The organism is Rhodoplanes sp. P11, from assembly GCF_964266735.1.
Taxonomy (GTDB): domain Bacteria; phylum Pseudomonadota; class Alphaproteobacteria; order Rhizobiales; family Xanthobacteraceae; genus Rhodoplanes; species Rhodoplanes serenus.
In genome coordinates, this window is the sequence record NZ_CAXWGY010000020.1 from 41,089 (window position 1) to 63,055 (window position 21,967).

At 70.9% G+C, this 21,967-nt stretch carries 20 protein-coding genes; 8 read left to right on the forward strand and 12 right to left on the reverse strand.

What is annotated here, in order from left to right:
• The gene (locus ACFQUV_RS21850; protein WP_129609099.1) at window positions 1-1,194 is read right to left on the reverse strand and encodes an efflux RND transporter periplasmic adaptor subunit; all 1,194 of its coding nucleotides are present in this window, start codon (window positions 1,192-1,194) and stop codon (window positions 1-3) included.
• Between the two features lie 448 nt (window positions 1,195-1,642).
• On the opposite strand from ACFQUV_RS21850, the gene ACFQUV_RS21855 reads away from it, so the two are divergent.
• Both ACFQUV_RS21855 and ACFQUV_RS21860 read left to right on the forward strand, forming a co-directional pair.
• Window positions 1,643-2,404 carry a nuclear transport factor 2 family protein gene (locus ACFQUV_RS21855; protein WP_129609098.1) on the forward strand — a complete coding sequence of 254 codons (762 nt, stop codon included), beginning with the start codon at window positions 1,643-1,645 and terminating at the stop codon, window positions 2,402-2,404.
• A gap of 8 nt (window positions 2,405-2,412) precedes the next feature.
• Complete coding sequence (locus ACFQUV_RS21860; RefSeq protein WP_165363880.1) at window positions 2,413-3,480, forward strand: ankyrin repeat domain-containing protein; 1,068 nt, start codon at window positions 2,413-2,415, stop codon at window positions 3,478-3,480.
• Between the two features lie 4 nt (window positions 3,481-3,484).
• Here ACFQUV_RS21860 and murJ read toward each other — a convergent pair whose 3' ends face one another.
• From murJ to ACFQUV_RS21875, 3 genes are all read right to left on the reverse strand, one after another.
• Window positions 3,485-5,068, reverse strand: a complete 1,584-nt coding sequence (gene murJ, locus ACFQUV_RS21865; RefSeq protein WP_129609096.1) for a murein biosynthesis integral membrane protein MurJ — start codon at window positions 5,066-5,068, stop codon at window positions 3,485-3,487.
• A 131-nt stretch (window positions 5,069-5,199) separates the two neighbouring features.
• A complete protein-coding gene (locus ACFQUV_RS21870) occupies window positions 5,200-6,360 on the reverse strand; it encodes a DegT/DnrJ/EryC1/StrS aminotransferase family protein (RefSeq protein ID WP_129609095.1) in 1,161 nt (386 codons plus the stop codon).
• Window positions 6,361-6,402: 42 nt separating this feature from the next.
• A complete protein-coding gene (locus tag ACFQUV_RS21875) occupies window positions 6,403-7,401 on the reverse strand; it encodes a Gfo/Idh/MocA family oxidoreductase (RefSeq protein WP_371851706.1) in 999 nt (332 codons plus the stop codon).
• Window positions 7,402-7,983: 582 nt separating this feature from the next.
• On the opposite strand from ACFQUV_RS21875, the gene ACFQUV_RS21880 reads away from it, so the two are divergent.
• Window positions 7,984-9,669, forward strand: a complete 1,686-nt coding sequence (locus ACFQUV_RS21880) for a methyl-accepting chemotaxis protein (protein WP_129609094.1) — start codon at window positions 7,984-7,986, stop codon at window positions 9,667-9,669.
• A 50-nt stretch (window positions 9,670-9,719) separates the two neighbouring features.
• On the opposite strand, the gene ACFQUV_RS21885 is transcribed toward ACFQUV_RS21880, so the two are convergent.
• The 6 genes from ACFQUV_RS21885 to ACFQUV_RS21910 form a co-directional block, all read right to left on the reverse strand.
• Window positions 9,720-10,967, reverse strand: a complete 1,248-nt coding sequence (locus tag ACFQUV_RS21885; RefSeq protein WP_129609093.1) for a D-amino acid dehydrogenase — start codon at window positions 10,965-10,967, stop codon at window positions 9,720-9,722.
• A 258-nt stretch (window positions 10,968-11,225) separates the two neighbouring features.
• On the reverse strand, window positions 11,226-12,257 hold the full coding sequence (locus ACFQUV_RS21890) for a tripartite tricarboxylate transporter substrate binding protein (RefSeq protein ID WP_129609092.1): 1,032 nt from the start codon (window positions 12,255-12,257) through the stop codon (window positions 11,226-11,228).
• Between the two features lie 42 nt (window positions 12,258-12,299).
• Window positions 12,300-13,079, reverse strand: a complete 780-nt coding sequence (locus ACFQUV_RS21895; protein ID WP_129609091.1) for an SDR family oxidoreductase — start codon at window positions 13,077-13,079, stop codon at window positions 12,300-12,302.
• Between the two features lie 42 nt (window positions 13,080-13,121).
• On the reverse strand, window positions 13,122-14,066 hold the full coding sequence (locus ACFQUV_RS21900) for a 4-hydroxy-tetrahydrodipicolinate synthase (protein WP_129609090.1): 945 nt from the start codon (window positions 14,064-14,066) through the stop codon (window positions 13,122-13,124).
• 31 nt (window positions 14,067-14,097) lie between these two features.
• Window positions 14,098-16,458 (reverse strand): molybdopterin-dependent oxidoreductase, encoded by a 2,361-nt coding sequence (locus tag ACFQUV_RS21905; protein ID WP_244601579.1) that lies wholly within the window; start codon window positions 16,456-16,458, stop codon window positions 14,098-14,100.
• A gap of 55 nt (window positions 16,459-16,513) precedes the next feature.
• The gene (locus tag ACFQUV_RS21910) at window positions 16,514-17,227 is read right to left on the reverse strand and encodes an aspartate/glutamate racemase family protein (protein WP_129609089.1); all 714 of its coding nucleotides are present in this window, start codon (window positions 17,225-17,227) and stop codon (window positions 16,514-16,516) included.
• A gap of 172 nt (window positions 17,228-17,399) precedes the next feature.
• Here ACFQUV_RS21910 and ACFQUV_RS21915 point away from each other — a divergent pair, with 172 nt between their 5' ends.
• The gene (locus ACFQUV_RS21915) at window positions 17,400-17,873 is read left to right on the forward strand and encodes an Lrp/AsnC family transcriptional regulator (protein WP_129609088.1); all 474 of its coding nucleotides are present in this window, start codon (window positions 17,400-17,402) and stop codon (window positions 17,871-17,873) included.
• A 41-nt stretch (window positions 17,874-17,914) separates the two neighbouring features.
• On the opposite strand, the gene ACFQUV_RS21920 is transcribed toward ACFQUV_RS21915, so the two are convergent.
• Window positions 17,915-18,451 carry a hypothetical protein gene (locus tag ACFQUV_RS21920; protein ID WP_129609087.1) on the reverse strand — a complete coding sequence of 179 codons (537 nt, stop codon included), beginning with the start codon at window positions 18,449-18,451 and terminating at the stop codon, window positions 17,915-17,917.
• 222 nt (window positions 18,452-18,673) lie between these two features.
• Here ACFQUV_RS21920 and modB point away from each other — a divergent pair, with 222 nt between their 5' ends.
• The 4 genes from modB (at window position 18,674) to ACFQUV_RS21940 (ending at window position 21,528) form a co-directional block, all read left to right on the forward strand.
• Window positions 18,674-19,372 (forward strand): molybdate ABC transporter permease subunit, encoded by a 699-nt coding sequence (modB, locus tag ACFQUV_RS21925; RefSeq protein ID WP_129609086.1) that lies wholly within the window; start codon window positions 18,674-18,676, stop codon window positions 19,370-19,372.
• Window positions 19,369-20,466, forward strand: a complete 1,098-nt coding sequence (gene modC / locus ACFQUV_RS21930; protein ID WP_129609085.1) for a molybdenum ABC transporter ATP-binding protein — start codon at window positions 19,369-19,371, stop codon at window positions 20,464-20,466. Before modB ends, modC begins: the two co-directional genes overlap by 4 nt.
• 248 nt (window positions 20,467-20,714) lie before the next feature.
• Entirely contained in the window at window positions 20,715-21,179 is a 465-nt protein-coding gene (locus tag ACFQUV_RS21935; protein ID WP_129609084.1) for a hypothetical protein, read from the forward strand.
• On the forward strand, window positions 21,097-21,528 hold the full coding sequence (locus tag ACFQUV_RS21940) for an FCD domain-containing protein (protein ID WP_280176757.1): 432 nt from the start codon (window positions 21,097-21,099) through the stop codon (window positions 21,526-21,528). Before ACFQUV_RS21935 ends, ACFQUV_RS21940 begins: the two co-directional genes overlap by 83 nt.
• A gap of 9 nt (window positions 21,529-21,537) precedes the next feature.
• Here ACFQUV_RS21940 and ACFQUV_RS21945 read toward each other — a convergent pair whose 3' ends face one another.
• Window positions 21,538-21,693 carry a hypothetical protein gene (locus ACFQUV_RS21945; RefSeq protein WP_165363878.1) on the reverse strand — a complete coding sequence of 52 codons (156 nt, stop codon included), beginning with the start codon at window positions 21,691-21,693 and terminating at the stop codon, window positions 21,538-21,540.
• Window positions 21,694-21,967: the final 274 nt, after the last annotated feature.

Genomic DNA, 21,967 nt, shown 5'->3' on the forward strand with positions numbered 1-21,967 from the left:
TCATTCGGCCTTGGCGGACGTGCCGGCGCCGACCGACGTCGCCTGAGGTCCAGTGGGCGGCGTCTCGTCCTTGGGCGTCACCTTCTGGTTCGGCCGGGTCCTCGCCATGCCGTTGACGATCACCCGGTCGTTCTCCGACAGGCCGCTCTTGATCACCCGCAGCTTGCCGTCGACGAGCTGGCCGAGGGTCACGAAGGTCTGCTTGGCGGTGTTCTCGCCGTCGACCACGAACACGTATTTGCGGACCTGCTCGGAGCCGATGGCGACGTCGGGGATCAGCAGCGCCGGCTGCGCCGGCGAGGCCGGAACCTGGACGCGGGCGAACATGCCAGGCGTGAACAGGTCTTTCGGGTTGGGCAGCACGGCGCGGCCGCGAATCGTGCCGGTGAGCCGATCGACGACGTTGTCGACGAAATCCATGCGCCCCTTGTGGCCGAAGCCCGGCTCGTCGATCAGCTTGAGCGACACCTCCAGGCCCCCGGCCCGGCTGGCGGGACCATCGCCGGCGGTGCGCTGGTAGCGCAGATAGGCCGCCTCGTCGAAGGTGAACTCGAAGCGGATCGGGTCGTAGGTCACGATATGGGCGAGCAGCGTGGTCGCGCCGCCGGTGCCGCCGGTGACGAGGTTGCCGGGCGACACACGGCGGTCGCCGATGCGGCCGGTGATCGGGGCACGCAGCTCGGTGAATTCGAGATCGAGCGTCGCCTGGCGCACCGCCGCCTCCTGGGCCGCCACCGCCGCCTCGGCGACTCGCTTGGCCTGGGTGCGCTGGTCGAACGCCTGCTCGGTGATGGTGCGGTCGCGCACGAGCTGCTGGGCGCGGGCCAGGTCGGTCTCGGTGAAGGCGAGATTGGCGCGGGCCTGCGCCAGGTTCGCCTTGGCCTGGTCGAGCGCCGTCTGGAACGGCCGCTTGTCGATGGTGAACAGCAGGTCACCCTGCTTCACCAGCTGCCCGTCCTTGAAATGCACCCCGTCGAGATAGCCGGAGACGCGCGCCCGCACCTCCACCGCGTCGATGGCGACGAAGCGACCGACATACTCGTCGTAGTCGACCACCGTCCGCATCACCGGCTTGGCGACGGTGACCTGCGGAGGCGGCGGCGCGCCGGCCGGCTGCTGCTTGGTCTCGCCACCGCAGTTCGCCACGAGGACAGCGAGGGCTATGGCGGAAAAGCGCGCGCGAATGGAACTCATGCTGGCTCCGTCGGAGTGGCGGCCCGGTCGGCGTCGCGTATCGCATGTCGAGGGCGCTGGCTGGCTGAACGCTGGCGATGGCTCGGCGCTCTACCGGCTCGGCGCTTGCGCGACGTCCCGATGGCAGTCCTGATCGTGCGGCCTCACATAATGCGCCGCGCCCCTCAAGTCCATCCCGAATAGCAGGCGCCTCAGAGTGATACCGCTGCGCACAGCGCTGCCGGGTCGGCACCGGCGCGGCGCTCTCGGCGGTGTCTCACCAGCACAATCGTTCATCTCGGCACCGCGCACCGCCCGGCTGCATCTTCCGCGATAAACAATTTATGCGTTTACTTTCGGCGCAAATCACTCAAAGGTTGTATTCGCAACCAGGGGACGAGACATGAACCGGGACGACGGCGTCCGGTCGGGCAGGTGTGCCGTCTCGCCCCGCCACCGGAGGGGTGCGATGCTGTTCTACGTGCAGATGAAGTGGAACTATCAGGGCCGCATCTCGCAGGATCAGCTGTGGGACATGGAAGCCCTCGAGGGCGATCACGGCGTCGCCGGCATCCGGGCCGGCTTCGTGCAGCTCTACAAGGTGGTGTCGCAGCATCGCATCATCGCCATCGTCAAGGCCGATTCGCTCGACGATCTCGACCGCAACTCCATGGGCTGGCTGCCCATGCGCGAGTATCTCGAGTTCGAGCAGGTGTGGGCGCTGCGCGACTACGAAGGCTTCCTGGCCGACGTGAAGGCGAAGTTCCCGCCGCCCGGCCAGCAGCAGGCGCCCCGGCCCGCGGCGCCCGTCGACCCGGCCGAGACGCGCGAGATCGCCAGCGCCTGGTTCCACAACATGAATGCGGGCAAGTACGACGACGCCATCGCGCTGCTCGATCCCAATGTTCTGTGGATCAACGTGCCGGTGGTGCCGGGGGTCAACGATCTCGTGCCATGGCTCGGCACCCTGCATGGCGTCGAGGCGGTGACCAAGAGCTTCGGCGTGCTCGCCGCCCACTCGAAGATCATCCGCTTCGAGCTGATCGACGATCTCCTCGTCTCCGGCGATCGGGCGGTCGGCATCATCCACGAGCACTCGCAGTGCCTGTCGAACGGCAACGAGTACGATCTCGAGGTCGCCACCTTCCTGACCGTGCGCAACCGCAAGATCACCCAGTGGCGAGTGGAATGGGACCCCTCGCCGTTCCTGCGCGCCTACCGCAACCTGTGAGGCCCGCGATGGCGGACGAGACTGCCGGCGGCGGCGATGCTCTGATCGTCGCGGTCCGTGCGGCGGCGGTCGGCACCGTGCGGGTGCTGCTCGCCGCTGGGCACGATCCGAACCGGCCCGATCCGGCGAGCGGCTTGACGCCCTTGATGTTCGCGGCCGGTCTCGGCGACGAGCCGACCGCGGCGGCGCTGATCGCCGCCGGCGCCCTCCTCGACGCGCTCGACCGCAAGGCCGGCGCGGCGGCGCTCCACAAGGCGTGCCAGGGCGCCCACACGGGCGTCGCCCGGCAGCTCGTCGCGGCCGGCGCCTCGGTCGACGTGCAGGCCACATCCACCGGCCACACGCCGCTGTTCGAGGCGATCTGGTTCAAGGCCGACGACATCGTGGCGCTGCTCCTGGAGCGGAGCTGCCGGCTGTCGCCGACCACCTATTACGGCTTCACGCTGGAGCAGCACATCGCCTACGCCAAGTCGGTCAGCCGAGGCCGCGACGATGCCGACAAGCTCGCCCGCATCGAGACGCTGATCGGCGCGCGCCGCGCCCGCGACCAGGCGGCCGCGGCCGCCGCCCGGCTGATCGCCGCCGTGCATGCCGGCGACATGGCGGCCCTGAAGGCGGCGCTCGCGGCCGGCGAGCCGATCGATCGCCGCTACCCGATCGTCGGCGGCTTCGACGACGGCCACACGGCACTCTTGGTCGCGGCCCGCGACGGCCACGCCGACATGGTCGGCGTGCTGATCGACGCCGGCGCCGACGTCAACGTCGTCGAGCCGGTGTTCGGTGCGGTGCCGCTGCACAAGGCGACCTACAACGGCCACCTCGACATCACCCGGCGGCTGGCCGCCGCCAAGGGCGTCAACCTGAACTATCAGGGTCCGTCCAACGGCTACACGCCGCTGCACGACGCGCTGTGGCACGGCTTCGCCGACTGCGCCGCGGCGCTGCTCGACGCCGGCGCCCGCACCGACCTCGTCGCCTGGGACGGTAAGCGCCCGGTCGATCTCGCGGCCGAGAAGCTCGGCGCCGACGACCCCCTCACGCGGCGGCTGCGCGATCTCGCGGCCGCCCGGACCTGATGCGTCACCCCGCGTCGCCGGGCGGCACAGCCGGCGGCGGCGGCCCGGCCGCCACCTTGCGGCGGCGGGCGAGCGCCCGCAGCCATTGCGGGCCGAACAGCACCCCGATGGCGGCGCCGTACACGACGGCGCCCAGCAGCGCGAGCGCCGCCAGCATGGTCTCGTGGCGCAGCGGCCGGCCGGGCGGCAGCACCGCGGCGAGCCCGTGATGGCCCGCGAACAGCGCAGCCGCCAGCAACACGGCGGCGACGGCGAGGCGGGCGACCGAGCGGACGAGCCCGGGATCGATCCCCATCAGCCCGGCCCGCACCGCGAACCACACGACGAGGCCGAAATTGACCCAGGCGCCGACCGCGGTGGCGAGCGCCAGCCCGACCTGCGCCAGCGGCCCCATCAGCACGATCTTCAGGGCGACGTTGACGACCACCGAGACGAGCAGCGCCTTCACGGGCGTCGCGGTGTCGCCGCGGGCCAGGAAGGTCGCGGTGACGCTGCGGATCAGCACGAAGGGCAAGAGCCCCACCGTGTAGGCCGCGAGCGTCGCGCCGGCCGCCGCCGCGTCGGCCGCCGTGAAGGCGCCGCGCGAGAACAGCGCCAGCATGATCAGGTCGGGCACCAGCAGGAAGGCGACGAGACACGGCATCGACAGGAGCAGCGTCAGCTCCATGGCGCGGGCCTGCGCGGCGCGCGCCCCGGCGTCGTCGCCGCCGGCCAGGCGGCTCGCCATCTCGGGCAGGATCACGGTGCCGACCGCGATGCCGATGACCCCGATCGGGAGCTGATTCAGCCGGTCGGCGTAGTAGAGCGCCGACAGCGACCCGGCCGGCAGGAAGCTGGCGATGATGGTGTCGGCGAACAGCGCGATCTGGAGCCCGGCGGACCCGACCGTCGCCGGCCCGAGGGCACGGAAGAACGCCCTGACGTCGGCATCGAGGCGCGGTCGGGCGAGCCGCGGCAGGCCGGTTCGTCGCGCCGTGTCGGCGCCGACCAGCAGCACCTCCAGCACGCCGGCGATCAGCACGCCCCAGGCGGCGGCGTGGCCGGCGGTGGGGAAAAACACGGCGAGCGCCAGCGTCGCCATCATGGACAGGTTGAGCAGCACCGGCGCCGCCGCCGGCGACGCGAACCGCTGCACAGCGTTGAGCATGCCGCCATACAGCGTCACCAGGCTGACCAGCACCAAATACGGGAAGGTGATGCGAGTGAGCTCGACGGCGAGCGCGAAGCGGCCGGGATCGTCGGCGAAGCCGGGCGCCAAGAGCCGGATCACGGTCGGGGTGAACACCAGCGCCAGCATGAGCAGCAGAAGCTCGGCGGCGAGCAGCATGGTGAAGACGCGGTCGGCGAACAGGCCGGCCGGATCGCCGCCACCCTGCTGGCGGATGCGCGCATAGGCGGGCACGAAGGCGGCGTTGAAGGCGCCTTCGGCGAAGATGGCGCGGAAGTGATTGGGCAGGCGCAAGGCGACGAAGAATGCATCGGCGATCGGCCCGGCCCCGAGCACCGCGGCCAGCAGGATGTCGCGCAGGAAGCCGGTGACCCGCGAGAGGAGCGTCAGTCCGCCGACCGTCGCGATGCGTCCGAGCATGGCGTTGTTCCGCCCACTCCCTCCGTCATGGCCGGGCTCGTCCCGGCCATCCACGTCTTCCTTGCGGCGGTCCCGTTTCGTGGATGCCCGGGCCAAGCCCGGGCATGACGGGGTTGTGGGTGCAGCACGTCCTACTTCTGCACCGCGCGGCGCACCGAGTCGATCACCCGGTCCTGCGTCGCCGCGTCCAGATAGGCGTGCATCGGCAGGCTGATCACCTCGCCGGCGAGGCGATCGGAGACCGGCAGCCCGCCGGCCGCCGTCGGGAAGTCGCGATAGGCGACCTGCCGGTGCAGCGGGATCGGATAATAGACGGCGGTCGGGATGCCGTCCTGCCTCAGCGCCGCCGCGAACCCGTCGCGCGTGCCGGCGGGAATCCGGATGGTGTACTGCGCCCACACCGAGGTGCAGCCCTCCGGCACCCGCGGCACCGTCACCACATCGGCGAGCCCCTCGGCGTAGCGGCGCGCCGCCGCGTCGCGCGCCCGGATCTCGTCCGGGAAGAGGCGCAGCTTCTCGCTCAGCACCGCGGCCTGGATGGTGTCGAGCCGCGAGGTCAGGCCGATGCGGATATTGTCGTACTTGTCGGAGCCGTGGCCGTGCACCCGCAGGCTCCTGAGCACGCCGGCCAGCTCCTCGTCATCGGTGAAGATGGCGCCGCCGTCGCCGTAGCAGCCGAGCGGCTTGGCCGGGAAGAAGCTGGTGGCGGTGGCGCCGGCGAGCCCGTCGCGCCCGAGCGTGCGGCCCTTGGTGGTGGCACCGAACGCCTGGGCGGCGTCGTCGAGCACGAACAGCCCTTCGGCCTTCGCCAGCGCCGCGATGCCGTCGTGGTCGGCCGGCAGGCCGAACAGATCGACCGGAATGATCATCCGCGGCCGCAGGCCGCGCCGCTTCGCCTCGTCGACCGCGGCGGCCGCACTCTCCACCGAGATGTTGAAGGTTGCCGCGTCGATGTCGGCGAACACCGGCGTCGCCCGATGCAGCGCCACCACCTCGGCGGTCGCACAGAACGTGAAGGACGGGCAGATCACCGCATCGCCGGGACCGATGCCCTTGGCCATCAGCACCAGCGACAGCGCGTCGGTGCCGCTCGCGCAGGTGACGACGCGGCTGGCGCCGCAGAAGGCGCCGAGCTCGGCTTCGAGGGTCTGCACCTCGGGGCCGAGAATGAACTGGCAGTGGCCGAGCACCCGCGCCACCGCCTCGTCGAGACGGGCACCGAGCGCACGGCGTTGCGCCGCGACGTCGATGAACGGGATCGGCGTCGGCTGCAAGCGGGCGTGCTGGGTCATGCGGAATCCTGTCGTGATGAGGCAAGCGGGGCCGGCGCGCCGTCAGCGCACCGCGACCCGCGGCTGGCGCACCGGCGACTGCAACGGCGTGTTGCCGGCCTCCAGGCAGCGGATGGCGATCTCCAGGCTGGCGACGCCCTCCTCGCCGCCGACCGGCGGCCGCGATCCGGTGCAGACGGCCTTGACGAAGGCGCCGAGCTCGGCGCGCAGCGGCTCGTCGTGACCGACCGAGAGATGGCGCATCGAGTAGCTGCCGTCTGGCTGGAAGCCGAAGCACTCGGTGACCTGGCGGGTCAGGAGATCGCCGGTGATGTATTTGCGCTTGGTGGCGATCTGCACGGTGCGCGCCTTGAACGGCGTCAGCCAGTTGGTGTTGATGTGGGCGAGCACGCCGGAGGCGGTGCGGAACTGGAGGAGCGCGATGTCCTCGCGCTCGGCCTTGGCGCTGGAGAGCTGCGGCTGCACCTCGACGATCTCGGAATCGGTGAACCACCGCACCAGATCGATGTCGTGCACGGCGAGATCGATGACGATGCCGACATTCGACATCCGCGGCGGGAACGGCCCCACCCGCGTGATGGCGATGGACAGGATGTCCTCGTTGCGGATCGCCTCTTTGAGGGCCTGGGTGGCCGGGTTGAAGCGCTCCACATGGCCGACCATGAGGGTGACGCCGGCGCGACGCGCCGCCTCGATGATCTCGTGGCCCTGCTCCACCGTCGAGGCGATCGGCTTCTCGACCATGACATGCACGCCGCGGCGGATGCAGGCGAGCGCGAGTTCGCGATGCAGATGAGTCGGCGCCGCGATGGTGACCGCATCGACGCCGAAGTCGAGCAGCTTGCCGATGTCCGGAAAGGTGCCGCAACCGAGCGTGCGACCGACGAACTCGGTCTGCCCGACATTCGGATCGGCGACCCCGACGAGCTGCACGCCCGGCAGCCCCGCAAAGACGCGAGCGTGATTGCAGCCCATGACGCCGACGCCGACGACGCCGACCCGCAACGGCTTCGACGCGCTGCCCCTGGCGCTCTCGACCATGACCTCCGTCCCCATCAATCAGTCCCGCGGCCGTCGTAGCATGCCGGCACGGCGCTGAGCGACGTGAAAAGACGTACTCTCAAACACGTTTTGATTCAGGATCTTACATCGAACGGTCTCAATCACTTACCAGCCTCGCACGGCCGCTCTCGGCCTCATGGTACCACTGATCGACCTGCCCTCTCGTCGCTCCGGGATGCGCCGACACTCGCGTCAGGCGTCCTCACACGGCGCGTCGCAACGACTCGCGGCGTGATTCGAGACGGGCCGACAGAACACCCGATCCGACGCGCGGCCGGCGATTTCAGGAGCGGGCGTTCCAAACCTTGGGGCGCTGACGGCAAATAAACCATTCCGGTTAGATCTAAGAGGTTAGGCGGGTTTCGCCTTACAGTCGCATACTCGAAATGTACTAGCGGTTTAGGCTTATTTTACCTCCATCACGCATTCTTTGCGCGCTGTGGTGGAGCTCACAGTCCGGCTGCCCATGAGGAGCCGAGCACAACCCTGGCGTGACGACCTGCCCGATTTGGGCATCGACACCACGTCGACACGCCGAAGGCGCGTTGCCAGGAGGAGTTCATGGCGGTCTCGGACATCAGAATTCTCTACAAGATCCTGGGCTGTTTCGCCCTGCTGAGCATCATCACCGGCGGCGGCGTCTGGTACGCCACATCGAGCATGACGGAGATCGATCGGAATTACTCCGACCTGATCGAACGCGACGTGCAGGGCATGAAGCGCATGATGCAAGCCGAGCAGCGCGTCTTCAATTTCGGCCGGCTGTCCTGGCGCATGATCGCCGAGACCGAGGTGGCCCAGATGGAAGGGACCAGCCGGGAGATCGCCGCCAACCAGACCGGCTTCGCGGCCGAGGTGGCGGACGCCCGCAAGCTCCTGCCTGCGATGACGGGCCAGCTGGACGAGGCGGCGGCGCTGTTCGACAACATCTATCGACGCGACTTCACCGCCATCGAGAAGGCGACCCTGGCCAACCGCAACGCGGAGGCCAGCCGGCTCGCCGAGGCCATGGCGGTCAGAACCGCCGAACTCCGCCGGCGGATGGCGGCCATCACGGCTGCGGTCGACAAAGTCGTGAAGGCGCGTTCCGACGCCCTCACCGAGACGACCCTGTCGACCGCACGGCTGAGCATGATCATGGTGGGCGGGGCATTCGTGCTGGTGCTTGCCCTCGCGGTGGGGATCATTCGGTTCGGCATCACCTCACCGCTCGCCCGCCTGGTCGGCGATCTGAAGCGGCTGGCACGGGGTGAGGAGGTCGAGGTGGCGGGCACCGGCCGGCGTGACGAGATCGGCGAGGTCGCCGAAGCGGTGCAAGGCGTCAAGCTGACCTTCGCCGAGAAGGCCCGCCGCGAGGCGGAGGAGAAGGCCGAGGCGGAGCGCCGCGCCGTGGCGGAGCGCCGGACCGGGATGGTCCGGCTCGCCGACGAGTTCGACCGCGCCGTCGGCCAGATCGTCGAGACGGTGTCGTCCGCCTCGAACGAGCTGGAGGCCGCCGCGAGCTCGCTGACCCGCACGGCGGAGACCACCCAGGGGCTGGCCACCACCGTGGCGGCCGCCTCGGACCAGGCATCGAGCAACGTGCAGTCGGTCGCCTCCGCCACCAACGAGATGGCGTCGTCGGTCGGCGAGATCGGCCGGCAGGTGCAGGAATCGACCCGCATCGCCGGCGAGGCGGTCCGCCAGGCCGAGAAGACCGATGTGCGCATCGGCGAGCTGTCGCAGGCGGCCGGCCGCATCGGCGACGTCGTCAAGCTGATCACCGCCATCGCCGAGCAGACCAATCTGCTCGCTCTCAACGCCACCATCGAGGCGGCCCGGGCCGGCGAGGCCGGCAAGGGCTTCGCGGTGGTGGCCCAGGAGGTGAAGGCGCTGGCCGCCCAGACCGGCAAGGCGACGGGCGAGATCTCGACCCAGATCGCCGGCATGCAGCAGGCGACCCAGGACTCCGTCGTCGCCATCAAGGAGATCGGCGGCACCATCGCACGCATCGCCGAGATCGCCACCGCCATCGCGGCCGCCGTCGAGCAGCAGGGGGCCGCCACCGGCGAGATCGCCCGCAACGTCCAGCAGGCGGCGCGTGGCACCACGGAGGTGGCCGACACCATCGCGGGCGTCAACCGCGGGGCCGCCGAGACCGGCTCGGCCTCCTCGCAGGTGCTGTCGTCGGCGCAGTCGCTGTCGCGCGAGAGCGCCCGCCTCAAGATCGAGGTGGCCCGCTTCCTCGCCGGCGTGCGGGCGGCGTGATCCCATGACGGCACCACGGGGCCGGCGGCCGCACGGCGCGCCGGCCCCGGTCAGCGATCGAGGCCGAAGCCGTCGAGATCGATCTCCGGCGTCCGCCCCGCCACCACGTCGGCGACGATGCGGCCGCAGCCGCAGGCTTGCGTCCAGCCGTTGGACCCGTGGCCGCCATTGAGATAGAGCCCGGCGATCCGCGTCGCGCCGAGATAAGGCGGTCCGTCCGGCGTCATCGGCCGCAGGCCCGCCCACGGCGCCACGTCGCCGTCGACCGCAGCGCCCGGGAACAGCGCCCGCACGGTGCGGCGCACCGCCTCGATGCCATCCGGCCGCACGTCGAGCCCGTAGCCTCCGACCTCCGCCATGCCGGCGGCGCGCAGGCGGCGCCCGAGCCGGGCGATCATCACCTTGGTGTGCTCGTCCATGACGGCGGAGCGCGGGCCGTCCGCCGCATCGTCGAGATCGATCGTGATGGAGTAGCCCTTGACCGGATAGATCGGCAGCGCGAGGCCGAGCGGCCGCAGCAGGCGCGGCGCCTCGACCCCGAGTGCCACCACCACGGCGTCCGCCTCGTAGGCGCCCTGCCGGGTCTCGACGGCGCGCAGCCGCCCGCCCTCCACCCGCAATCCGGTGATCGCGGTGTCGAACGCGAAGGTCACGCCCGCGGCGCGCAAGCGCTCGGCGAGCGCCGCGGTGAACAGATGGCAGTCGCCGGTCTCGTCGCCAGGCAGGTTCAGGCCGCCGACGAAGCGAACCGTCGCGCGCGCCAGCGCCGGCTCGGCGGCCAGCACGCCGTCCGCATCGAGCACCTCATGGGCGACACCGAACCGCTCCAGCACCGCGGCGGCGCGGCGTCCGCCGGCCAGCTCCTCGTCGGTGCGGAAGAGTTGCAGCACGCCGCCCTCGCCGTGGTCGTAGGCGAGGCCGGTCTCCCGGCGCAGCGCCACCAGGCACGCCTTGCTGTAATGCGCGATGCGCTGCATGCGCGCCTTGTTGCGGGCGAAGCGCTCGGCCGTGCAGTTCTTGGCGAAGGCGGCGAGCCACGCCCACTGGTACGGATCGACGGTCGGCCGCAGCGCCAGCGGGGCGTAGCGATCGGTGAGCCAGCGCATCGCCTTGAGCGGCATGCCGGGCGCCGCCCACGGGCCGGCGAAGCCGGGGCACACGCCGCCGGCATTGCCGAAGCTGGTCTCCAGGGCCGGGCCGGAGCGGCGCTCCAGCACGGTGACGCGATGGCCGTCGCGGTGGAGATAGTGGGCGCAGGCGGTGCCGACCACACCGGCGCCGAGCACGAGAACATTCATGGGATGCTGTCCGACGACACGCGACGACCGATCATGTCAGGCGGCCGGGATCGCGGGCCGGCGGCGTCGCGATCCCTGACCCTGATCACGTCCGATACGAGATCCGGCTGATCAATTCGGCGGTCATTCCGGAAGCCGCGAAGCGGCTGTCCGGAATTCAGCCGCGAGTTCGACGTTTGCCTCTGGATTCCGGGTTCGCGGCTTTGCCGCGCCCCGGAATGACAGCCAACTGATCACCAGGAAGACGATGCGACCGCCCTACTCGGTCTTGATCTTGGCGTCCTTGATGATCTGCTCGGCGCGCGCCATCTCGTCGGCGATGAACTTGGCGAACTCCGGGGCGGTGGACGGCTTGGGCTCGAAGCCCAGCGTCCCGAAGCGTGCCTTGGTCTCGTCCTGGCCGAGCACCTTGGCGGTCTCGCTCTGGAGCTTGGCGACGATCTCTGGCGGCAGGCCCTTCGGGCCCCACAGGCCGTACCACGAGACGAAGTCGAGCGGCTTCATGCCGGACTGCTCGACGGTCGGGATCTCGGGCGCGATCTTCACCCGCTCGGGGCTGGTGATGGCGAGCGCCTTGATCTTGCCGGACTGCGCGAGCGGCAGCGACGACACCATCGGATCGGCGATCAGGTGGATCTGGCCGCTCATCAGGTCGGTCAGCATCGGGCCGCCGCCCTTGTAGGCGATGGTGAGGGTGTCGACGCCCGCCTCGCGCTTGAGGATCTCGACCGCGAGATGGCCGGCGGAGCCGAAGCTCGAGGTCGCGAAGGTGTACTTGTCGGGCGCCTTGCGGACGAGGTCGAAGAACTCCTTGAGGTTGGTGGCCGGCACGCCCGGCGTGGTCGACACCACCAGCGGCCCCGCGGCCACCAGCGTGATCGGGGTGAAGTCCTTCACCACGTCGTAGGGCGCGTTCTTGAACAGGAACGGCGAGACGACGTGGATCGACGCCTGGAGCAGCAGCGTGTAGCCGTCGGCCGGCGACTTCGCCACCGAGTTGGCACCGACGAGGCCGCCGGCACCGCCGGCGCGGTTCTCGACGATGACGGTCTGCCCAAGCGACTCCTGGAGCTTCTGCGCCAGGATGCGGGCGACGCCGTCGACCGAGCCGCCGGCCGGATACGGCACCACCATGGTGATGGTGCGCGACGGATAGGGCTGCGCCTGCGCGGGCGTGGGCACCGCGCCCATCGCGGTCGCAGCGCCGAGAAGCAACGCGGCCGTGACGCCGCGTCGCGTCCAGTGCGTCGGTGTGGTCCAGCTCGATGTCGTCCAGCTCGATTCTGTCATCGTGTCCTCGCGTGGCACGCGCGGCGTCCGCCGGGCAGGCCGTCAATACGTTCCAGGATAGCTTCCACCGTCGATCAGGAGATTCTGGCCGGTGACGAAGCCGGCCTTGTCGGAGCACAGGAAGGCGAAATAGGCGCCGAGCTCGGCGGGGTCGCCATAGCGCCGCGCCGGATTGGCGGCGGCCCGCGCCCGCCACACCGCGTCGAAGCGGCCATCGGCCTCGTCGATCATGCCGCGGATGTGGCGGCGCTGGGCATCGGTGTCGAAGATGCCGGGCAGCAGGTTGTTGATGGTGACGTTGTCGGCGACCGTCTGGCGCGCCAGCCCGGCCACGAAGCCGACCAGGCCCGAGCGCGCCCCGTTCGACAGGCCGAGCTCCGGCTGAGCGATCTTCACGCTGCGCGACACGATGTTGACGATGCGGCCGAAGCGGCGCGCCACCATGCCGTCGACGACGCGGCGGATCATGTCGATCGGCCCCAACATCATGGCATCGAGCGCGGCGATCCAGTCGTCGCGCGTCCAGTCGCGGAAGTCGCCGGGCAGCGGACCATCGGCATTGTTGAGCAGGATGTCGGGCGCGGGGCACGCAGCGAGAAGCGCGTCGCGCCCCGCCGGCGTGGTGATGTCGGCGACCACCGTCGTCACCGGCGCGCCGGTGGCGGCCCGGATCTCGGCGGCGGCCGCGTCGAGCGTCGTCGCGGTGCGGCCCGCGATGGTGACGGCGACACCCTCGCGGGCGAGCGCCAGCGCGCACGCCTTGCCGAGCCCGCGGCTCGCCCCGCACAGCAGCGCCTTGCGGCCGGCGATCCCGAGATCCATGGCGCCCCTGCCCCCTGCTCCCTGCCCCGCGGGACCGTGCGCTCAGGCCGCCACGGCGGCGGCGGGCGACGGCAGCTTGTAGCCGTAGGTCTTGTCGAGACCCAGCTCGGCCAGGATGCGCACCCCGCGGGCGAGATGCTCGGCGGCGAGCCCGGTGAGCGGCTTGCGCAGATCGCCGGCCGGCAGGCCGACCGCCTTCATCAGCGACTTCACCGCGACCGGATTGATCGCCGAATAGGTGAAGTGGAGGAGCGGCAGCATCCGCAGATAGGTCTCGCGGAAGCGCTCGGCATCGGCCCAGCCACTCCACGGCGTCGAGATGGCGGCGATCTCGCGCGGCGCCAGGTTGCCGGTCATGTTGGCGGTGCCGTGGCCGCCGAGGCTCATGGTCGGCACCACGAGGCCGAGATTGGGGCTGTCGCAGCACATCACCGAGACGTCGGGGCGCCCGGCCAGCACCTGGGCGACCTGCCCGACCCGGCCGGTCGATTCCTTGTGCACCACGTAGTTCGGGTGCTTGAAGATGCGCAGCAGGTGATCCCAGTGCAGATCACTCTTCACCCGCGGCGGGTTGTTGTAGATGCCGAGCGGCAGGTCGGTGGCGTCGGCGACCTCCAGGAAGAACCGCTCGATGTCGTCCTCGGGGGCGCAGATATAGGCGGGCGCCGCCAGGATGGCGCCGTCGGCGCCGTTGTCCTTGGCGAACTTCACCATCGCGATGGTCGCCTCGGTGTTGGCGCCGGTGCAGCCGAAGAAGATCGGCATCCTGGCCGACTTCATCTTGGCGGTCTCGACGATGATGGCCTTCTTCTCCTCCGGCGACAGCATCGAGGTCTCGCCGGTCGAGCCCATGATCAGCACCGCGGCGGTGCCGTTGTCCTCGTGGAATGTCAGGAGCGTGCGGAACGCCGCGAAGTCGACCGAGCCGTCGCGGTTGAACGGGGTGATCAGCGCGACGAACGAGCCGGTGAGCTTTTGTCTGGACATGGCGGTCTCCGAAGTCTCCTGAACGGTGGTATCACATCGGCGCATCGGTGCGCACGAACGCGGTGGGTGCAAGGGGGGCGAGAGGGGGTGGCGCGAAGGCGCGCACCGGCGGCGGCGTGCCGACGAAGCCCTCGATTTCGACGAGCGTGCTCTGCGCGCTCGACCCCTGCGCGAGCCGCGAGGTGCCGATGTCGGGCGTCAGCACGTTGGGGTTGCCGTGAACGTCGAGACCGCCGCCTTCGGGCAGCGGATCGAACCAGGCGCCGGTCGCCATCACGGCGACGCCGGGCGCCACGTCGGGATCGATCACCAGGCCGGCCAAGCAGGCGCCGCGATCGTTGAACACCCGCACGATGTCGCCGTCGCTTAGCCCGCGGCGCGCGGCATCCTGCGGGTTCAGGCGGATCGGCTCGCGCTCGGAAATCTTGCCGGCGACCGACACCGGGCCGGGATCGGTCTGGCTGTGCAGGCGGCGGGCCGGCTGGTTGGTGATCAGATGCAGCGGGAAACGCTTCGCGGCCGGGCTGCCGAGCCATTCGGCCGGCGGCAACCAGGCCGGATGCGGCGGCGCGTCGTCGTAGCCGAAGCCGGCGACCGCGGCCGAGACGATCTCGATCTTGCCGGACGGCGTCGCCAGGCGGTGGACGTCCGGGTCGCGGCGAAACTCCTCGAACAGCACGAAGTCGCGCTCGGGCGGCGGCAGCGCGACGAAGCCTTCGGCCCAGAACTGCTGGAACGCCGGCAGCGCGACGCCCTTGGCGGCGGCGCCGTCGCGGATGCGATCGTAGACGAGACGGCACCACGCCATCTCGTCGCGCCCCTCGGTGAAGGCGTCCGCATAGCCGAGCCGGCCGGCCAGCGCCGCGAAGATGTCGATGTCGTGCCTCGCCTCGCCCACCGGCGCGATCGCCCGGTGCATGGCGAACAGGAAGCGATCGCGCGAGGTGCCGCCGACGTCGTTGCGTTCGAGCGACGTCGTCGCCGGCAGCACGATGTCGGCGTGGCGCGCCGTCGGCGTCCACCACGAGTCGTGCACCACCACGGTCTCGGGCTTCTGCCAGGCGCGTCGCAGGCGGTTGAGATCCTGATGGTGATGGAACGGATTGCCGCCCGCCCAGTAGACCATCCGCACGTCCGGATAGGCGAGCCTGCGGCCGTTGAACTCGTAGGTACCGCCGGGATCGAGCAGCATGTCGGCGATGCGGGCGACCGGAATCGCGAGACCGGCCGGATTGGGCGGCGGCGACAGATCCGGCCCCGGCAGCGCGGCGCGCGGCAGGCCGGTGCCGTGGATCGAGCCGTGGCCGAAGCCGAAGCCCTGCCCCGGCAGGCCGATGCCGCCCAGCATGGCGGCGAGCGTGATCAGCGCCCAGTAAGGCTGCTCGCCGTGATGGGCGCGTTGCAGCGACCACGTCGCGGTCAGGTAGGTGGGCTGCGCGGCGGCATCCCGCGCCAGCGCCCGGATGGTGTCGGCCGGCACGCCGCAGATGTGCTCCGCCCAATCGGCTGACTTCGGCGTGCCGTCGCGGCGGCCCGTCAGATAGTCGGCGAACGTCTCGAAGCCCGCGCAGTAGCGGTCGAGGAACGCGGCGTCGTGCCGGCCCTCGGTGAGCAGCGTGTGGGCGAGCCCGAGCATCAAGGCGACGTCGGTGTTGGGCCGGATGGCGATCCACTCGGCGTCGAGCCAGTCGGGCGCGTCGCTCTTCAGCGGGCTGACATTGACGATGCGGATGCCGGCCGCGCGGGCGCGACGCAGCCAGGTCTCGAAGTCGTGCGAGCCGACGCCGCCGGAGCCGACCTGGCTGTTCTTGGGCGCGAGGCCGCCGAAGGCGATCAGCAGGCGCGTGTCGGCGACGACGCTCGGCCAGTCGGTGGCGCGCCCGGTCACCGGCTGGAAGGTACCGAGCACATGCGGCAGCAGGAACTGGGCGGCGCCGAACGAGTAGTTGGCGAGCTGATCGACGAAGCCGCCACCCAGCGCCAAGAAACGCCGCACCAGGGTGCGGGCGTGATGAACGCGGCCGGCCGACGACCAGCCGTAGGAGCCGCCGAAGATGCCGCCGGCGCCATGCGCTGCGCGAACGCGCGAGACTTCGCCGGCGACGAGATCGAGTGCCTCGTCCCACGACACTTCGCGAAACGTATCGTGCCCGGTACGCGGCCGGCCCTCGCGCCATCCCTCGCGCACCGCCGGACGGGCGATGCGCAGCGGCGAATGCACCATGGCCGGGATGGCGGCGAGCATCGGCGAGGGCGTCGGGTCGTGGCCAAACGGCTCGCAACGCACCACCCGGCCGTCGGTGACGACGGCCGTGAAGGCGCCCCAATGGGCGAGCGAGGGGACGCGGGCGACGGGACGTCGGGGTCGGGTGGCCTGAGCGGTGATGGTCACGGGGGCTCTGCGTCTCGCGGGGGTTACGGATCGGAGCTTGGACCGGCCCGCCGCCTCAGGCAACCAGCGCCGGCTCGGGGGCGAGCGCGAACGCGACCGCGGCGTCGGCGTGCAGCAGCGTCGAGTCGTACACCGGCAGCGCGCTGTCCTCCTGGCCGATCAGCAGGCCGATCTCGGTGCAACCCAGGATCACGGCGTCGGCGCCGCGCGCAGCGGCGCGGGCGATGACGGCGCGGAACTTGGCCCGCGATTCGTCGCGAACGACGCCACAGCACAGCTCGCCGAAGATCACATCGTGGACCATGGGGCGGTCCTCGGCCTCCGGCACCATTGCCTCGACGCCGAAGCGGCTGCGCAGGCGGGCGCGGTAAAAGTCCTCCTCCATGGTGAAGCGGGTGGCGAGCAGCAGCGGCCGGGTGATGCGGTCGCGCGTCAGCGGCGCCGCGGTGGCGTCGACGATGTGCAGCAGCGGGATGGTGATCGCCTTCTGCACCTCGTCGGCGATCTTGTGCATGGTGTTGGTGCAGATCAGCACGCAGTCGGCGCCGGCGCGCTCGAGGCCGCGGGCGCTCCCGGCCAGCGTGCGGGCGGCGCCGGCCCAGTCGCCGGCGCGCTGCATCCGGACGATGTCGTCGAAATCGACCGAGTGCATCAGCACGTCGGCGGAGTGCAGCCCGCCGAGGCGCTCCCGAACCTGCTCGTTGATCCGCCGGTAGTACACGGCGGTGCTCTCCCAGCTCATGCCGCCGATCAGACCGATGGTGCGCACGCCACTCTCCTCAGGGATTCGTATCGACTGCGGAGAGACTATGCGGATCGGCCCGCAACCGGCTCCCAAAGACATGCGCCGGCCCTCGACATCGCGCAATTACATTTTAGAGATTGCAGGCTGAAAGAAATGGGTTTTCAATGTCGACGCTTCGGGCGCAACCGGCATCCCCATGGACCGCATCGATCAGAAAATCCTCGATCTGCTCCAGGCCGACGCCACCCTGGCGATCGCCGCCATCGCCGAGAAGGTCGGGCTCAGCGTGGCGCCGTGCTGGCGGCGGATCAAGAAGCTGGAGGACGAGGGCGTCATCTGCCGGCGGGTCGCCCTGGTCGACCGCCGCAAGGTCAACGTGCCGATGACGCTGTTCGTGTCGGTCCGCACCACGCGGCACGCGATCGAATGGGTGGAGCATTTCCGCAAGGTCATCGCCGACGTTCCGGAGATCGTCGAGGTGTGGCGGCTCACCGGCGACATCGACTATCTGCTCCGCATCGTGGTGCCCGACATCGATGCCTACGACGCCGTATACAAGCGGCTGATCGAGCGGGTGGAGCTCGCCGACGTCTCCTCCGCCATCGCCATGGAGGAGCTGAAATACACCACCGCGGTGCCGACCGGGTATATCAAGCCGAGCCGCCGCTGAAGGCCGGGCCTCCACCGCACCACCGTCCGCGGGCGGCGGTCTCAGGCGGCCGGCAGCAGGCGCTCCACTGTGTCCCGGCAGTCGTGGCAGACGCCGTAGCTCACGGCGATCGGAGTGGCGGGCACGTCGACGCTGGAGGGCTCGTGCCAGCGGCCGTCGCGCAACAGCCGGTTGCAGGTGCTGCACCGGAACAGCATGCGGCCGCGCGGCAGCCCGCTCCCCACGAACCGCAACGGCACCGGCAGCGGCACGACGCGCAACACCCGATAGGCGAGCAGGATGCCGGAGGCGGGCTCGGCCTGCACGGTCATCTCCATGTGGCGCTCGCACTCGGGCGAGTCGCAGCGGAACGGCAGAACCACGGGAGCGCTGCTGCGGCGCGCCCCGCGAAGCACCCTGTCGAGCAGCGACCGCGTCGCTTCGCCGCTCACATGGGACAGGAAATCGGTGCCGAGCACACGGGCCGCCGTCACCGCCCCGCCGTCGTTGGCGAGGGCAAAGCGATCCCAGGCGCCGCCGACGCCCACGATCCGGTTCCGCTTGTCGAGGCGGCAGTACACCTCGTCAGATGCCGACACGCCACACTCCGTCCTTCGGGTTGCGCGCTGGCGCCCCGCCGCCACTGTCGATCGCCGGCGCCGCGAGCGCAAGCCCGCCCGCCCCTCACCGCTTGGCACGCCGCAAAGCTGCACGCTATATTCGCGGCGCTACAGCTCGACACCTCCCGCCCTGCCCTGCCAGCGAGGACCGGCGACGATGACCGGCAAACCGAACGCACGCCCCAGGGCCATCGGCCGGCCATGATGGAACTCTCGCCCGAAGAACTGACCGCGGTGCGCCTGTCGCTGCGGATCGCCGTGGTGGCGACGCTGGCCAGCCTGCCGTTCGGCGTGCTGGTCGCCTATGCGCTGGCACGCTGGCGGTTTCCCGGCAAGGTCCTGCTCGACGGGCTGGTGCATCTGCCGCTGGTGCTGCCGCCGGTGGTCACCGGATACGTGCTGCTGCTGTTGTTCGGCCGCCGCGGACCGATCGGCTCCGTCCTGGCCGAAACGTTCGGCATCGTGTTCTCGTTCCGCTGGACCGGCGCGGCGCTCGCCTGCGCCGTGATGGGCTTTCCGCTGATGGTGCGGGCGATCCGCCTGTCCATCGAGGCGATCGACCAGCGGCTGGAGGCCGCCGCCGGCACGCTCGGCGCCAACCGGCCGTGGACCTTCGTGCTGATCACCCTGCCGCTCGCCCTGCCAGGCCTGATGGTCGGCTCCATTCTGTGCTTCGCCAAGGCGCTCGGCGAGTTCGGCGCCACCATCACGTTCGTGTCGGCGATCCCGGGCGAGACGCAGACGATCTCGGCGGCGATCTACGGCTTGACCCAGACGCCGGCCGGCGACGCCGGAGCGCTGCGCCTCACCCTGGTATCGGTGGCGATCGCGCTCGGCGCCCTGGTGGTGTCCGAGGCGGTGCAGCGGCTCGCCCGCCGCAAGCTGGCGCAGTTCGAATGATCCGCGTCGACCTGCACAAGCGCCTCGGCGCCTTCGAGCTGGCCATCGCCTTCGAGAGCGACGGCGGCGTGCTCGCCCTGTTCGGCCCGTCGGGCTCCGGCAAGAGCGCCACCATCGCGCTGATCGCCGGCCTGATGCGACCCGACCGCGGCGCGATCGTCCTCGACGGCCGACCGCTCGTCGACACCGCGCAGGGCGTCATCGTGCCGCCGCATGCCCGCCGCATCGGCTTGGTGTTCCAGGATGCGCAGCTCTTCCCGCATCTCAGCGTCAAGCAGAACCTGCTGTTCGGCCGCTGGTTCACGCCGCGGTCCGAGCGCCGCATCGCGTTCGCGCCGGTGGTCGAGACGCTCGGCATCGGCCATCTGCTCGGCCGCCGGCCCGGCCGGCTCTCCGGCGGCGAGAAGCAGCGCGTCGCCATCGGCCGGGCGCTCTTGTCGTCGCCGCGCCTGCTGCTGATGGACGAGCCGCTCGCCGCGCTGGACGCCGAGCGCAAGCAGGAGATCCTGCCGCTGATCGAGCGGCTGCGCGACGAGGTGCGCATCCCGATCGTCTACGTGTCCCACGCCGTCGAGGAGGTGGCCCGGCTCGCCGCCCGGGTGGTGGTGCTGGCGAATGGCCGGGTCGCCATGGCGGGGGCGGTCGAGGACGTGTTCGGCGACGGCGCCGCCCAGGCGGGCGAGAGCCGGTTCCGCCGCGCCTCCTTCGTCACCGCCCGGGTGGCGCGGCACGACACCCACTGGGGGCTCACCGAGCTGTCGCATCCCGCCGGCACCATCTGGCTCGCCGGCCATGCCGGTCCGCCGGGGCGCGACTGCCGGGTGATCGTGCGGGCCACCGACGTGACGCTCGCGACCGCCCATCCGGCCGGCCTGAGCGTGCGCACCGCGCTCGCCGGCACCGTCGGCCGCATCGAGGCGGGCGACGGCCCCCTCGCCATCGTCACCGTCGACCTCGCCGGCCACGGCCACGTGCTCGCCTCGGCGACCCGCAAGGCGCTGGCCGAGCTCGATCTCGCGCCCGGCCGTCCGGTGTTCGCGCTGATCAAGACGGTGGCGCTGGACGAGCAGGCCGTCGCGGTGGTGCCGCCCTGAGCGATCCCGAGGGCGATCGCGACCTCGTGATGGGCCGAACGCCGATCCGTGATCGCCGTCACGAACCCGAGTGCCACCCGAGGCGACCAATCGGTGCCCCCGGTGGCGCGTCGCGCTCCACCGACGCACCGGGTCCCGGAACGCCGGACCGACGTTCGCATTGATCCGGTGTCGCCACAGGCGCGGTCCGGCCGAGGCCGCCGGCCGCGGAACGACGTCCAGGAGCAGACGACGTCCAGGAGCAGACCATGCGATATCTGAGCACCAAGACGGCCGCGGCTCTCGCTCTCGCGGGGGCGCTGGCGGTGACCACCTCGACGGCCGAAGCCCGCAACGGCCGCTTCCTCGCCGCCGCCGGCGTCGGGCTCGCCGCCGGGGCCCTGATCGGCGCCGCCGCCGCGAGCAGCAATGCGCGCTACTACAACGGCTATTACGGCGGCTACGGGTACGCGCCCGGCTATGCCTACGCCCCCGGTTACGCCTACGCCCCCAGTTACGCCTACGCCCCGACCTACACCTACTCGTCGTGGGGCTACGCACCGAGCTACGGCTACGCGGGATACGCCTACGCGCCCGGCTACGACGGCTATGCCTACGCGCCGCGCTACCGCTATCGAGCGGCGACGTGGGGTGGCGACTGGGGCGGCTGGGGCTGGGGCCGCAGCAACTGCCCGGTCCGCGGCGCCTACCGGGCCGACTGGAGCCAGTGCTGACGTCGCACGCGATGACCACTGCGATGACGAAAAGGCGGGCTTCGGCCCGCCTTTTTATATCTGGCGCGATGGCATCGTCCGCCGCTCCGGGGCCTGCCGCGGCAGACCGCCCGGCGGCCGAGCAGCCGGCCGGCGCGCCCGGGCCTCGATCCCGCTGCCCTCGACCGCTCCGGCCTACCGCTCGGCGAGGCGGTGTTTCGACGGCCGCCCCGCCACCGCGGTCGCCGAGCACGCCGCCATGGTGGCGGCGATCGCCGCACGCGACGCCGACGGCGCCGAGCAGATCGCCCGCGCCCACATCCGCGAGGCGCTGCGGGCACGGCTCAAGCTGATGCAGGGCACCGGCTGACGGGCCGCCTCACCGCTCGTCGAGGCGTCGGATCAGCGCCCGGGTCTGGGCGATGGTGTCGCGGCTCTTGGCGACCTGCTCGTGATGGGTCGCACAGGCCTCGTCCGAGCTGATGACGCGCTCGGCCGCCCCGTCGATCAGCACCCTGGATTCGGTGCAGGCCATCCGGGACTCTTCGCGCATGGCGATCTGGCGGTTGCGGCGGCGACGCGCGCGTCGGCCCGGAACGCCCTGTCCCGCCCCGGGCATAGCGTCGACGAGAGTGGCGCCGGGTGGAGTCGCGTCGGTCGAGACCCTTGCATCAGTGAGTGCATCAGTCGGGCTCGTCCCGGCGTGCGTCACGTCGGCGACACTATCGCGGTCTCGACCGCTCATGGCGCTGCTCCAGTCTGCCCAGGGGGCGGGAGCACACGCATCTCTCAGTCACCGGCGCCCAGGT